The organism is Rhodocista pekingensis (assembly GCF_042665545.1).
Classification (GTDB): Bacteria; Pseudomonadota; Alphaproteobacteria; order Azospirillales; family Azospirillaceae; genus Rhodocista; species Rhodocista pekingensis.
In genome coordinates this window covers 1-12,410 of sequence record NZ_JBHTCM010000027.1, presented here as the reverse complement: position 1 = coordinate 12,410, position 12,410 = coordinate 1, and the positions used below count along the sequence as shown (strand labels likewise).

Below are 12,410 nucleotides of genomic sequence, written 5' to 3'. Positions count from 1 at the left end.
CATTCTGGATCGGGGCGGGGCCCCGGAAACGGGAAGGGTGATGCGGGATTACCGGTTGGGCTTTCAGAGCCTGGGTGAGGAACTGTCCGACGTCGCGCTACCGGTGGAAGGCCGCCTGCCCGACTGGCTGGAGGGCGTGCTGCTGCGCGCCGGCCCGGCCCTGTTCGAGGTGGAAGGGCAGTCCTACCGGCACTGGTTCGACGGGCTGGGCATGCTCTACCGCTTCGGCATCGCCGGCGGGCGCGTGCGCTACAGCAACCGGCTGGTGCGCAGCCGCGGCTACTGCGACGCCATGCGGGAGGGCCGTATCGTCCATGGCGAGTTCGCCACCCCGCCCGACCACGGCCCGCTGGGCCGGATCAAGGAGCTGATGCGGCGGCTCGCGGCCTCGAACAATGCCAACGTGAATGTCCAGCGCACGGCGACCGGCACCTACGCCCTGACGGAGACGCCGGACCGCGTGCGCTTCGATCCGGAGACGCTGGAGACGCTGGCCACCGAGCCCTATGCCGACGACATCCCCGGCCAGGTCACGACCGCGCACCCGCTCTGGGACCCGGAGCGGCGGGAGTGGGTCAACTACCTGATCCATTTCGGCCGCCGCTGCTGCTACCGCATCCTGACCCAGGGCGACGCGCAGACGGGACGGCGCGAACTGGCGACGGTGCAGACCGATGCCCCCGCCTACATGCACAGCTTCGGGCTGACCGACCGCTTCGTCATCCTGTTCGAGTCGCCCTTCCGCGTCAGCCCGCTGACCCTGCTGCTGTCGGGCGAACCCTTCATCGCCAACTACCGCTGGCGGCAGGGGCTGCCGATGCGCTTCCACCTGATCGACCGGCGCGACGGCAGCGTCCGCACGCTGGAGGCACCGCCGGCCTTCTCCTTCCATCAGATAAACGCCTTCGACCGGCCGGGCGAGGTGGTGATCGACCTCTGCGTCTACCGCGATGCCGAGGTGATCGGGGAGATGACCCTCAGCCGGCTGTGCGGCCCGCACGCGGCCAACCCGCTGGCCGCCGGCCGGCTGGTCCGCTACCGGCTGCCGCTGGACGGCAAGGAGGCGGTGTGCGAGCCGCTCTGGGACGGCGCGCTGGAACTGCCCCGCATCCGCGAGGACCGTGACGCGCGGCGCGACTACACGGTGGCCTGGGGCGTCGGCGCGACGATGGCCGATTCGGGCTTCCTGGACAGCCTGATCCGGTTCGACCCGAACGCCGGCCGCCCGACCGCCCGCTGGTACGAGCCCGGCACCTGGCCGGGGGAGCCGGTGATCGTGCCGGCCCCGGACGGCACCGGCGCCGTCCTGCTGTCCCTGGTGCTGGACGGCGGCACCGGCCGCTCCTTCCTTCTGGTGCTGGAGGCCGGAACGCTGGACGAGCTGGCCCGCGCCTGGCTGCCCCACCCGGCCCCCTTCGGCTTCCACGGCCAGTTCTACCCGGCCGGGGCGTGACGCGGCTGTGAAGGAGCGGGCGCCTATTCGTAGACGGCGTAGAGCTTGGTCGCCCGCTCCACCACTTCCCAGGTGCCCTCGAAGCCGGCGGGCATGACGAAGGCGTCGCCGGCGCGGAAGGTGCGGGCGGGGCCGTCGTCGGCGGTCACGACCACCACACCCTCCAGCAGGCGGCAGAACTCGTTCTCGCTGAAGCTCACCCGCCACGTACCGGGCTCGCCCGACCAGACGCCGCAGTTGAAGCGGCCATCGGCGCTGCTGAAGACGTTCGCCACCCGCTGCACCGGGTCGCCGGCCAGCACCTTGGCGGCGTCGGGACGGTAGCTCTCGGCCTCCGGCAGCGGGTCCTGGAAGCTCACGACGGGCGGGACGGGCATGGGGCGGGCCTCCGGCAAGGGATCGACCCGCCCTTTGTCGCCGCTTCCGCCGGTCGCGGCAAGGGACCGGATCAGTCCGGCCAGCGCCGGTGCTGCCAGAGCCACTGGCCGGGCGCCGCGCGCACCCAGTCTTCCATCAGGGCGTTGACCTGGGCCATGGCGGCGGCCACGTCCGCCGTCTGGTCGCCGCTGCGCTGGAAAACGAGCGGCGGCAGCGCCTCCACCCGGAAGCGGGCGCCCTCCAGCCGGGTGACCCGGACCGGCACCACCGGCGCATCGAAGCGCAGGGCGAGGTCGGCCAGCACGGTGCCGGTCATGGCGTCGCGGCCCAGGAAGGGGACGGGGATGCCCTCGTTCAGTTTCTGGTCCACCAGCAGCCCGACATGCCCGCCGCTGCGCATGGCGGAGATCAGCCCCTTTGCCGCCACCCGGCCCTTCGGCACCATGGTGCCGCCCAGGGGCGCGCGTGCCCGGGCCAGCCGGCGGGCGGCATAGGGGTTGTTCGGCTCGCGGAAGACGAAGGTCAGGGCGACGCCGTAGCGGGCACAGGCCATGCCCGCCAGTTCCCAGTTGGCGAAATGCCCGGTGATGGCGATGCCGGGGCGGCCGTCCGCGGCCAGCGCGGACAGATGCTCCCCGCCCGACATCTCCACCCGCCGGTCCCAGTCGCGTGCCAGGGTGTCCAGGTGGGCGTATTCCGCCATGGTGCGGCCGAAATTCTCCCAGGCGCCGGCCAGCACCGTCTCCCGCTCCGTCTCCGGCATGTCGGGGAAGCTGCGGGCGATGGCCCGCCGCATCCGGCGGGAGGCGCCCAGCTTCGGTCCCAGCCTGCCGGCCAGCCGGCCGCCCAGGGCCGAGGCCGCGTCCAGCGACAGCAGCCGCAGCAGCCCGAACAGCAGGGCGAGGCCGACGGCCTCCAGCCGGTAGCCGACCAGCCGGTCCCAGCGGCGTCTGGCGTCACTGCGCTTGGCCATGGTCTTCCTTTCCGGGCAACAGGGGCGCGAGCAGCCGGTCCAGCGCGTCCGGCTCCTCCCAGGTGACGGCGACGGGCAGGGCGCGGACCCGGCCGCGCAGCGCCGCCGGGAGACGCACCATGTCCTTCTCCGTCGTCACGGCCAGGGCGTCCAGCGCCGCCGCCCGGTCCAGCAGGGCGCGCAGCTCCGCCGGGGTGAAGGGATGATGGTCGGGGAAGGGGAGGCGGGCCGCGATGTCCGCCCCCAGCGCCTCCAGCGTGCGGAAGAACTTCTCCGGCCGGCCGATCCCGGCGAAGGCCAGCACCCGCCGCCCGGCCAGGGCGGCGGCCGCCTGCGGTTCGGGCACCAGCCGTCCGCGCAGCACCGGCAGCCGGCCGCGGCAGAGGTCGGCGATGCCGCGGCGGTCCTCCCCCAGCAGGAGCAGCGCCTGCGCCCGCGCCAGCCCGTCGGCCACCGGCTCGCGCAAGGGGCCGGCGGGGATGACGCGGCCGTTGCCGACCCCGGCCTCCCCGTCCACCACCAGCAGCGACAGGTCCTTGGCGAGGCCGGGATTCTGGAAGCCGTCATCCAGCACCAGCGCGCCGGCCCCGGCCGCCGCCGCGGCGCGGGCCCCGGCCGCACGGTCCCGCGCGATCCAGGCCGGGGCGGACGCGGCCAGCAGCAGCGGCTCGTCCCCCACCTCCGCCGCCGTGTGGCGGGCGGGATCGACCCGCAGCGGGCCGGGCAGGCGCCCGCCATGGCCGCGGCTCAGGGCATGCGCGTCCAGCCCGTCGCGGCGCAGCCGGGCCAGCAGGTCCAGGACGACGGGCGTCTTACCGGCGCCGCCGGCGACCAGGTTGCCGACGCAGACCACCGGCAGCGGGGCGCGCCAGGGACGGGCGCCGGACAGGCGCCAGCGGGTCGCCGCCGTCCAGACCAGGGACGCCGGGGCCAGCAGGGCCGCGGTCAGCATGGACCCGGCCGTGCCCGGCGGGGCGTACCAGAAGGCGGGTGCCCTCATGCCGCCGTCCGGGCGAAGCCGGCCTCTTCCAGCAGCGGCGCCAGCGCCGCCAGCACCCGGTCCACGGCGCGCCGGTTGCGCTCCGCCACCGCTGCGGCCGCTGCCGTCCTGGCGTTGCGGGCGGTCCCGTCGGCCAGCAGGCGGCCGACCTCCCGCGCCAGGGCGGCCGCGTCGGCCACCCGCAGGGCGCCACCCTCCGCCTCCAGCTCCTCGGCGATGGCGGCGAAGTTGGTCATGCAGGGGCCGTACAGCACGGCCGAGCCCAGCAGCGCCGGCTCGATCGGGTTGTGCCCGCCGATCCCGACGAAGGAGCCCCCGACCGCCGCCACCGGCGCCAGCCGGAAGAACAGGCCCAGCTCGCCCAGCGTGTCCGCGACATAGACCTGGATCTGCGGAGTGATCGACTGCTGCGCCGCGCGCCGTGCCACCGCAAGGCCGCGCCCGGCCAGCCGGGCCGCGATCTCCGGTCCCCGCTCGGGGTGGCGCGGCACCAGCAGCGTCAGCAGGTCCGGCAGGATGCCGGCCAGCCGGGCGTGCGCCTCGGCCGCGACCTCCTCCTCCCCGGCATGGCTGCTGGCGAAGACCCAGACCGGCCGTTCTCCCACGGCCTCGCGCAGGGCCGCCAGCGCGCCCGCATCCGCCGGCAGGGGCTCGGCCGAGTATTTCAGGTTGCCGACGGCGCGCACATCGGCGATGCCCAGCGCGCGCAGCCGCGCCGCCTCGGCGTCCGTCTGCGCCAGCGCCAGCCGGAAGCCGGACAGCAGCCGGCGCGCCGCCCCGGGGAAGCGGCGCCAGCCGCGGAAGCTGGCCTCGCTCAGCCGGGCGTTGACCAGGGCGCAGGGCAGCCGGCGGCGGCGCACCTCGCCCAGCAGGTTGGGCCAGAACTCCGACTCCACCCAGAGCACCAGATCGGGCCGCCAGTGATCCAGGAACTGGCGGCAGGCGCCGGGCAGGTCCACCGGCACGTACTGGTGCATGGCGCGCCGGGGCAGCCGCTTCGCCATCAGCGCGGCGGAGGTGACGGTGCCGGTGGTGACCAGCGCGTGCGCCCCGGTATCGGCGGCCAGCAGCCGCTCCACCAGGGGCAGGATCGCCAGGGACTCGCCGACGCTGGCGGCGTGCAGCCAGACCAGCCGCCCGGCCGGCCGGGGCAGGGTGGGCTCGCCCAGCCGCTCGGCCCGGCGGGCCGGGTCCTCCTTGCCGCGGGCGGCACGCCGGTCGAGCAGCCGCCGCACGGCGGGCCCGGCCAGATGGGTCAGGCCACGGTAAAGGGTTTCCAGCATGGGACGGTGCGGGTGCTACGGGATGGGCGCAGGATTTACGCCCGACCACCCCTTCGGCGCAACCGGCAAGCCATCCGCGACTTGGCCCGGGGGAGACTGCGCGGAAACGCCCCCGACCTGACAAACTCCGGCCGCGATCGGCCCGCAGCCTCAGTCTGGAGACAGCCCGTCACCATTGAGGCTCACCGATGACCGCCCGCCTTCGCCCGACCGTCCTGGCCGTCCTCCTGCTGGGGAGCCTGTGCGCGGGGCCGGCGCTGGCCGATCCGCCGTCCTGGGCGCCCGCCCACGACCACCGCGACAGGGGACCCGGCCACCCGCAGCACCACGGGCATCCGGATGGCCGGCACGATGATCGCCACGACGGGCGCCACGACGATCGCCGATGGGACCACGACTACCGTGGCGACCGGCACCGCGGCGACTGGCGCCACGACGGTCACGGGCATCACGGTCACGGGCACGACGACCGCTGGCACCACGACCACCGGCGGGGCGACCCCTGGCGTCACGACCACCGCGACCGTTGGCACCGCGATGACCACCGCCACGGCGGCTGGAAGCACCATCACCGGCGCCATGACGGCAGGGTGGTCGTCCACCCCTATCCGGTGGCACCGGTCTACGGGCAGTTCTATGCGCTTCCCGTCGGGGTCGAGCGCGGCCGTTGCGACCGTGGTCTGGTGGATGCCAATCTCGGCGCCCTGCTGGGAGCGGTGGGCGGCGGACTCGCCGGGTCCCGGATCGGCGACGGCGACGGTCAGGTGGCGGCGACCATCGGGGGCATCCTTCTGGGGGCGGCCCTGGGCGGCGCGCTGGACGCGCCGGCGGACCGGGGGTGCTTCGTCCAGGCGATGGAGCGCGCACCCGGCGGCAGCGCCATCGCCTGGCACAATCCGGACGATGGCATCCGGTACGAGATCGTGCCGGAGGAGGCCTACGAGCGGACGTCCGGGCGCTACTGCCGCGAATATACGAGCCGCGCCTTCATCGGCAGCCGCCTGGAGGAGGTGACCGGCACCGCCTGCCGCCAGCCCGACGGCACCTGGGAGATCGTCAACTGACGCCTGCCCCGCAGCGACAGCCGGCCCGCGCGGCCGCACCGCCCTTGACGGCGGGGCCGCGCGGGCCGATCTTCGAAGAGTACGGAATCCCGCTGGAGACCGAGGCCATGGCCCGCCTGCGTTCCCTTCTCGCCCTCCTGGTTCTGTCCGCCATCGCCGCCCCGGCGCTGGCCGACGAGCCCGGCGCCGTCCGCGGCTTCGAGCCGATCCGGCGCGCCCCCCTCCCGGGTGAGCGGGTCGGCGCCGCCCTGCCGGGCAGCCTGCCGCCGCCGCTGTTCGAGAGCGGGCGGATGGGCGTGGCGGCCGATCCGCGCGATACGGGCGCGACGGATGACCGTGACGCCGCCGTCACCTTCCACGCCTACGGCTCGCCCCTGCGCTTCGGCAGTTCCACCACCCGCACCAACGACCTGCTGGGCAGCAACTGGGTGCCCTATGAGGAAGGTCTTCAGCGGCCCTACTATCCGTACCGGCTGAACGGCGGGCTCTGGTACAATCAGGCCTGGGTCCGCTCGCTGGCCCCGACCCAGCCGGGCGGCCTGCCCTCCGTGCGGGCGCCGGTCGAGTTCTGGAATTTCCGATGACAGCCGCGGCGGCCCGGGGGACCCTCTGTGCCGCCCTGGTCCTGTTGCTCGCCGGCCCGGCGCCTGCCGGCGGGACCGGCCCGGACGCCGCTGCCGGAAAGCCCGCCGTGGCAGGCAGCGGCCCTGCCGTGCCTGCGGGCAGCGTCAACACCTTCCGCCGCCTCGACCCGCCGGGTGAACCGTTGCCGGAGCCGCTGCCGGTGCTGCCCGACTGCCCGCGCCAGCGCAGCACGGGCGCCAAGATCGGCCTGGGCCTGGGCACGGTCGCTGGCATCGCCGTCGGCCTGCTGGCCGCGGATGCCGGCAACGACGACCAACAGGTCGGGGCCGCGGTGCTGGGGGCGGCCGTGGGCTCCACCCTGGGCGATCTGACCGGACAGGCCCTGGACCCGGCGAAGGGCTGCGGCCCCGCCCGGAGCAAGGCGGGCCCCCGGGAGGAGACGGTGGTGGACCGCCGCCCGGTCGGCAGCGACACCAGTTTCATGACCTATACCCGCGAACGGGCCGCCCGCGACGGCGACTGATCCGATGGCGACTGACCCGCCGCGTTGCCTCCGCCACGTCACGGCATGACCGTTGCCGGCCTCAGGTGCCGGCCACCGTCATCCCCTCGATCCGCACGGTCGGCGCGTCGATCCCGTGGCGCAGCTCCAGGTCGCTGGCCGGGGTCAGGTTGCGGAACATCTCCTTCAGGTTCCCGGCCACGGTCACCTCGCTGACCGGGTAGGCGATGCGGCCCCCCTCGATCCAGAAGCCGCTGGCGCCGCGCGAATAGTCGCCCGTCACCCCGTTCACCCCCTGACCCATCAGGGAGGTGATGTAGAACCCCTCCTCGATGTCCGCCATCAGCACCTCCGGGCTCAGCGTGCCGGGGCTGAGGAACAGGTTGGTCGGGGAGGGGGAGGGCGGCCCGCCGGTCCCGCGCGAGGCGTGGCCGGTGCTGGCGAGGCCGAGCTGCCGGGACGAGCGCAGATCCATGATCCAGGTCGTCAGCACGCCGTCCGCGATGATGGCGCGGCGCTGCGGCCGCAGCCCCTCCGCGTCGAACGGCTTGGAGCGCAGGCCGCGGCGCACGCCGGGATCGTCCACCACCTCGATGCCGGGGGCGAAGACCGGCTGGTTCAGCCGGTCCTTCAGGAAGCTGGTGCCACGGGCGATGGCGCTGCCGGAGATGGCGCCGGCCAGATGCCCCAGCAGCCCGCCGGCGACGCGCGGGTCGTAGACCACCGGCACCTGCCGGCTGCGGACCTTGCGCGGGTTCAGCCGGGCCACGGCGCGCTCCCCGGCGCGGCGGCCGATCTCCTCCGGCGCCCGCAGATCGGCGCCATAGACGGTCGAATGGTAGTCGTAGTCGCGCTCCATGCCGGTGCCGCTGCCGGCCAGCACGGAGACGGAGAGCGAGCGGCGGCTGACGGAATAGCCGCCGAAGAAGCCGTTGGAGGCCGCCAGCGCCACGGCGGAGCGCGACCAGCTCCCGTCCGCCCCGTCGGAGTTGCTGACGCCCTCGACCGCCAGGGCAGCCTCCTCCACGCGGCGGGCGGCGTCGATCAGCTCCTCCGCGCTCGGCTCGTAGGCGTCGCAGAGATCCAGGTCGGGCCAGTCGCGCGCCACGGCATCGGGGTCGGCCAGACCGCAGAAGGGGTCCTCCGGCACCGTCCGCGCCATGGCGACGGCCCGCTCCGCCAGTTCCCGCAGCATCGCCGGGCTGCGGTCGGTGGAGGAGACGACGGCCATCCGCCGGCCGACGAAGACGCGCAGTCCGATGTCGCCGGACTCCGACCGCTCCAGGCTCTCCGGCCGGCCCAGCCGCATGCTGAGGGAGAGCGCGGCGCTGTCCACCAGCAGGGCGTCCGCGGCATCGGCCCCGGCCGTCCGGGCCAGCCGGATCAGGTCCTCCAGGACGGAGGCGGCATCGGGACGGGAATCGGTCGGTCCTGGCATCGGGTGCCCCTCTCTGTCACGGTCTTCCAAGGTCTAGCAAACGGCCGGCGGCGGTAGAAGTCCTGCCGTGCCCGGCCGGCCGCCGATCCTCAGGGCAGATCGAACAGGTCGAGATCGACCGACGCCTCGTCCGGGTGCATCCGGTCCCGGCCCGGATTGTCATAGGCGACCAGCAGGCGGCGGCCGCCGCCGGGTCCGGGCAGCAGGGCCACGCCTTCCGCATGGTCGAAGCCCTGGCCGTTCGGCAGGCGCAGCACATGCACCAGCTCCCGGCGCGGGATCACGTCGGCCTGCCGGGCCCGCAGGGCGCCGGGCCAGCGCCACAGATCGACCGGCCCGTCCAGGTCCATGGTCGGGCCGGCCAGCAGCAGCAGGTCGTCGCCGTCCACCTTCATGTCGCGGATGCCCAGGCCGTCCAGGTCCAGGAAATGCTTGCGGTAGAGATCGTCGGCGTCTGGCGCTTCCTCGTCGCCCTCCAGCTCCCCGATCGGGGCCAGCTTCAGCCGCCCCGCCTTGCCCGGCACCAGCCGCAGTTCCAGCACCACGGCCCAGCCGCGCAGCACGGGCCCGCGCAGCCCCAGGAACACCCGCTCGCCGCCGCTCCCGGTCGCCGCGGCGATGCCCTCCACGTCGAAACCGTTCTCCTTGGCGGGGATCTCCAGGAAGCGGGCCAGATGCTCGTCGCCCTTCAGCGCCTTGGTCAGCGGATTGCCGCCGTGGTCCGTCATCTTCAGGCAGCCGGCGGCAAGGTGCGTGCCGTCGGCCAGCACCACCTCGCGGCGCAGCTCGAAGCCGCCGTCCGCCGCGGGCAGGCAGGGGATGCGGCCCAGCAGCCAGCGGTTGGGGTCGGTCTTCACCTCGGTCAGCCGCTCCAGCGCCGCCTCGGCATCCTTCTCCCCGACCTTCGGCTTCTTGCGGGCAAGGCTCATGGAGCCGGTGACCCAGAGCCACGGCGCGGCATAGCTGATCCCCTCGATGTCCGCCTCGCCCTCCGGGCCGGCCGGCAGCTCGAAGAAGTCCGTCAGCGGGAAGACCGTATGATCCCCGGCCCCGCCGCCCTTCCCGGCCCCCGCCGCGTCCAGACGCAACCGCTCGATCTGGCAGGTCTCGTCCGACGCCGTCCACAGGCAGGGACCGCTGGTGTCCAGGACGGAGAGGTTGCGGGCGAGCGCGATGTCCACCCCCTGCCCCAGCGTGCCGTGGTGGGACAGGTGCAGCGACAGGCGACCGACGGGTTTGGCGGGCTGGGGCATGGGGTTGCTCGACTAGGTTCCGACGGGAAGGCGCAGGCCTAGCCGCTGGCGGACCTGCTCGTAGATCTCAACAACGCCCTGCATCTCCAGAGTGACCGCAAGCCCGAAAGGAATTTCCTCGTCCTCGAACCCGGCCATGTCCGGCTCCCGCTGGATGATGATGGGGCAGGTCATGTTCGCGGTCACGACAGGGGCCTCGTCACCGGACCAGACGCGGGAGATTACCGTTCCCCGATGACTCTGGTTCTGGTCGGGTTGCGCTTGATTGCGTGCCTCGACCCGGAGCCCGGTGCGCCCTTCGGGCTCCAACAGCTTCAGCCGCACCGCCCGATACCTTTGGCTCCCCGGCCTGATCGGGGCGAACCACGCGACTGTTGCCGAAAGTGAATGCGGCCTGGCTTCGCCGCCGATGCAGGCGGGGATCGGAACCTCAACCTTCATGGACTGTTCGGCGCCAATCGTTCCGGTCGCCCAGAATGTCGCCCGGTCGGCGGCGCAGGCAACCGCGGTATCTTCGTCGACAGCACCATAGCCGAGATAGCGGCGGATGTTGTCCTTCCGCCTGACGTACTGGCGTCCGTCGGCGGGACCGACCACCTCTCTGATGAACGCTTCCACGGCTTGGTTCCAGCGGGCGGGATGCACGAGCAGCGCCTTCAGAATCAGCGCCCGCTGCCGTCGAGGCAGCATCATGAACCGCTCGCCATAGGCTTCCTCCAGCGCATCATGGATCCGGTGGGCGGTGCGGGATGCCAGGGCAGTAGCGCCACTGGTGTTGCCCGAGGCACCGGTGGCATTCAGATCGGTGCCAAGCCTGGGAGGGGCCGCCACTTTCAGGCCGAAGGCGCGGGTCATCCTGATCGGCTCTGCCCCGATCCTTCCGTCGGGTGTCGAGACCCGCAGATGCTCCCGCCCCCCTGGGGCCAGGATGTCTGGCTTTACGGCATTGGCGAATCCCGGACCCAGGCGGCTTGAGGGATTGGCCATGGTCAGACTTGCATATGGATGGAATGCCCGCCGCGCTGTGTTCGGAGTTGTTGCCGGAACGGCATCACGGTTCAGCGCTCCGACGGTGATGCCGTTGATAGTCTCGGCCGGGCTGATGATCCGGCGGTCCGCCTTGGCCGCATCGATTCCGCGCAGCACCGCCTTGGGCCGTTCAGCGGTCGTGTCGTCCTCCAGGGCATTGCCGGTGGTGTAACCGGTGACCGGAATGAAGCGGCCATCGTTCCCCGCCGACACGACGAACAGGATGCCATGTTCCCAGGCCAGCCAGTCCAGCAGCCTCGCCCAGGGCGACACGCGGCCATGGAAAGGGCGGCGCAGGTTCCCCAGAGAAAAGTTCACGATCAGGATGTCGGCGTCGGTAAGGCTGCGGAGATGCAGGACAGCACGATAGACCAGATCGACGATCAACCGGCCTGCCGGCAGTTCTTCTTCGGCGCCATTCCACTGCATGACCGGCACGGTACAGATCTGACGTGGAAGCGGTGCCGTCCCGGGAGAGTTCAGATCGCCGTGGATGATGAGGGACGCCATGGCGGTGCCGTGTTCCCGGCGTTCAACAGGCGTTCTGTCCGTCGAGTCCAGGTCATGCACATCCTCGACGCGCGTGCGGCCGTTCAGAAGCGGATGGGCGGACACGGTGGCTCCGTCCATCAGGGCAAGAATCGGAGAGCGGTCTGGCGGTGGGCTCTCGGCTATGATCTCGGCTTCAATGTCTTCCGTCCGGATCGCCGCCCCCAAGCTCTGGGGCCGGATGTGCATCACCTCAAGAGCATGCACGAGACTGCCGTCTCTCTGTTCCAGAAGGGCTCTTACCTCCGATGCCGGGGCCTCGACCAGAAGTGCATGGTAGGCGATGTCCCGGATCGGGTCCGGGGCATCGACGATCCGGATATTCCGGGCCGCCAGTGACTCCCGGAAACGGCCTTCAATCTCCTCGGCCCCACCCGGCCTCTGGCGGTACACAAGTTCAACCTCAAGATGGATTCTGGTTCCGTCTGCTCCCGCATCCTGAAGTTCCTGGAGAAGAAAGGCGCGATCCTCCTTGTCGACCCGATCCTCTGGCCCCCAGCGGCGAATTTCCGTCAACAAGCCGAAGAGGTTACGCCAGGGTGCGTTCCCTGCGCCCAGGTCTTGACCGCCGAGCCAGCGTTGCCAGAGCGACAGGATGTTCTGAAGTGCGCGCTGATCGGGAACCATGAGGTAGGCAACCGGGGTTTCGCCGTCCTCACCCTCCAGTTCCTGCTCATCGACGAGTTCAAGTCCTGGAATGCTGTTCACCGCTCTGGCGAAATCGCTGATGACGCCCTTTACCTTGAAGACCAGCAGGCATTCCGGCGCCAGCGCTTCCGGGTCGGCGCGCAGTTCCAGGGCGCTGCCGGGTCGTTGAAGCAGATCGCGCAGCCGGTCGAACTTAGGGCTGGGACCCATAAAGGGGCTTGCCACGGCTGCGGTGGGCTGATTCAAGGTCTCCGA

The 12,410-nt window shown here is 72.3% G+C and carries 12 protein-coding genes; 4 read left to right on the top strand and 8 right to left on the bottom strand.

Annotated features, from left to right (window positions below; all coding sequences use genetic code 11):
• The first annotated feature begins 55 nt into the window (after positions 1 to 55).
• On the top strand, positions 56 to 1,453 hold the full coding sequence (locus ACFQPS_RS18395) for a carotenoid oxygenase family protein (protein WP_377360682.1): 1,398 nt from the start codon (positions 56 to 58) through the stop codon (positions 1,451 to 1,453).
• Positions 1,454 to 1,476: 23 nt separating this feature from the next.
• On the opposite strand, the gene ACFQPS_RS18390 is transcribed toward ACFQPS_RS18395, so the two are convergent.
• The 5 genes from ACFQPS_RS18390 to ACFQPS_RS18370 all read right to left on the bottom strand — a co-directional run bounded on the left by ACFQPS_RS18390 (position 1,477) and on the right by ACFQPS_RS18370 (position 5,689).
• Positions 1,477 to 1,830, bottom strand: coding sequence for a cupin domain-containing protein (locus tag ACFQPS_RS18390; protein ID WP_377360681.1), 354 nt, complete (start codon positions 1,828 to 1,830; stop codon positions 1,477 to 1,479).
• Positions 1,831 to 1,901: 71 nt separating this feature from the next.
• Positions 1,902 to 2,804: an LpxL/LpxP family acyltransferase gene (locus tag ACFQPS_RS18385; protein ID WP_377360680.1), complete on the bottom strand. Its 903-nt coding sequence runs from the start codon at positions 2,802 to 2,804 to the stop codon at positions 1,902 to 1,904.
• Positions 2,788 to 3,804: a tetraacyldisaccharide 4'-kinase gene (gene lpxK / locus ACFQPS_RS18380; protein WP_377360679.1), complete on the bottom strand. Its 1,017-nt coding sequence runs from the start codon at positions 3,802 to 3,804 to the stop codon at positions 2,788 to 2,790. Before lpxK ends, ACFQPS_RS18385 begins: the two co-directional genes overlap by 17 nt.
• The gene (locus ACFQPS_RS18375; RefSeq protein WP_377360678.1) at positions 3,801 to 5,087 is read right to left on the bottom strand and encodes a 3-deoxy-D-manno-octulosonic acid transferase; all 1,287 of its coding nucleotides are present in this window, start codon (positions 5,085 to 5,087) and stop codon (positions 3,801 to 3,803) included. Before ACFQPS_RS18375 ends, lpxK begins: the two co-directional genes overlap by 4 nt.
• Positions 5,088 to 5,269: 182 nt before the next feature.
• On the bottom strand, positions 5,270 to 5,689 hold the full coding sequence (locus tag ACFQPS_RS18370; protein WP_377360677.1) for a hypothetical protein: 420 nt from the start codon (positions 5,687 to 5,689) through the stop codon (positions 5,270 to 5,272).
• Between ACFQPS_RS18370 and ACFQPS_RS18365 the strand changes: the two genes are divergently transcribed.
• The 3 genes from ACFQPS_RS18365 (at position 5,678) to ACFQPS_RS18355 (ending at position 7,259) form a co-directional block, all read left to right on the top strand.
• On the top strand, positions 5,678 to 6,151 hold the full coding sequence (locus ACFQPS_RS18365; protein WP_377360676.1) for an RT0821/Lpp0805 family surface protein: 474 nt from the start codon (positions 5,678 to 5,680) through the stop codon (positions 6,149 to 6,151). The two genes, ACFQPS_RS18370 and ACFQPS_RS18365, sit on opposite strands and share 12 nt — an antisense overlap.
• A gap of 107 nt (positions 6,152 to 6,258) precedes the next feature.
• Positions 6,259 to 6,735 carry a hypothetical protein gene (locus ACFQPS_RS18360; RefSeq protein ID WP_377360675.1) on the top strand — a complete coding sequence of 159 codons (477 nt, stop codon included), beginning with the start codon at positions 6,259 to 6,261 and terminating at the stop codon, positions 6,733 to 6,735.
• 107 nt (positions 6,736 to 6,842) lie between these two features.
• Positions 6,843 to 7,259 (top strand): hypothetical protein, encoded by a 417-nt coding sequence (locus tag ACFQPS_RS18355; RefSeq protein ID WP_377360674.1) that lies wholly within the window; start codon positions 6,843 to 6,845, stop codon positions 7,257 to 7,259.
• Positions 7,260 to 7,320: 61 nt separating this feature from the next.
• Here ACFQPS_RS18355 and ACFQPS_RS18350 read toward each other — a convergent pair whose 3' ends face one another.
• The 3 genes from ACFQPS_RS18350 to ACFQPS_RS18340 all read right to left on the bottom strand — a co-directional run.
• A complete protein-coding gene (locus ACFQPS_RS18350) occupies positions 7,321 to 8,676 on the bottom strand; it encodes a TldD/PmbA family protein (RefSeq protein ID WP_377360673.1) in 1,356 nt (451 codons plus the stop codon).
• Between the two features lie 89 nt (positions 8,677 to 8,765).
• Positions 8,766 to 9,929 carry a DUF3616 domain-containing protein gene (locus ACFQPS_RS18345; protein WP_377360672.1) on the bottom strand — a complete coding sequence of 388 codons (1,164 nt, stop codon included), beginning with the start codon at positions 9,927 to 9,929 and terminating at the stop codon, positions 8,766 to 8,768.
• A gap of 12 nt (positions 9,930 to 9,941) precedes the next feature.
• Positions 9,942 to 12,410 (bottom strand): S8 family peptidase (locus ACFQPS_RS18340; RefSeq protein WP_377360671.1); only part of this gene is annotated, 2,469 nt, incomplete at its 5' end.

Excerpts from the sequence above, each read along its gene's own strand:
- ACFQPS_RS18390 (WP_377360681.1), bottom strand. The coding sequence starts at position 1,830 with ATGCCCGTCCCGCCCGTCGTGAGCTTCCAGGACCCGCTGCCGGAGGCC.
- ACFQPS_RS18385 (WP_377360680.1), bottom strand. The coding sequence starts at position 2,804 with ATGGCCAAGCGCAGTGACGCCAGACGCCGCTGGGACCGGCTGGTCGGC.
- lpxK (WP_377360679.1), bottom strand. The coding sequence starts at position 3,804 with ATGAGGGCACCCGCCTTCTGGTACGCCCCGCCGGGCACGGCCGGGTCC.
- ACFQPS_RS18375 (WP_377360678.1), bottom strand. The coding sequence starts at position 5,087 with ATGCTGGAAACCCTTTACCGTGGCCTGACCCATCTGGCCGGGCCCGCC.
- ACFQPS_RS18360 (WP_377360675.1), top strand. The coding sequence starts at position 6,259 with ATGGCCCGCCTGCGTTCCCTTCTCGCCCTCCTGGTTCTGTCCGCCATC.
- ACFQPS_RS18350 (WP_377360673.1), bottom strand. The coding sequence starts at position 8,676 with ATGCCAGGACCGACCGATTCCCGTCCCGATGCCGCCTCCGTCCTGGAG.
- ACFQPS_RS18345 (WP_377360672.1), bottom strand. The coding sequence starts at position 9,929 with ATGCCCCAGCCCGCCAAACCCGTCGGTCGCCTGTCGCTGCACCTGTCC.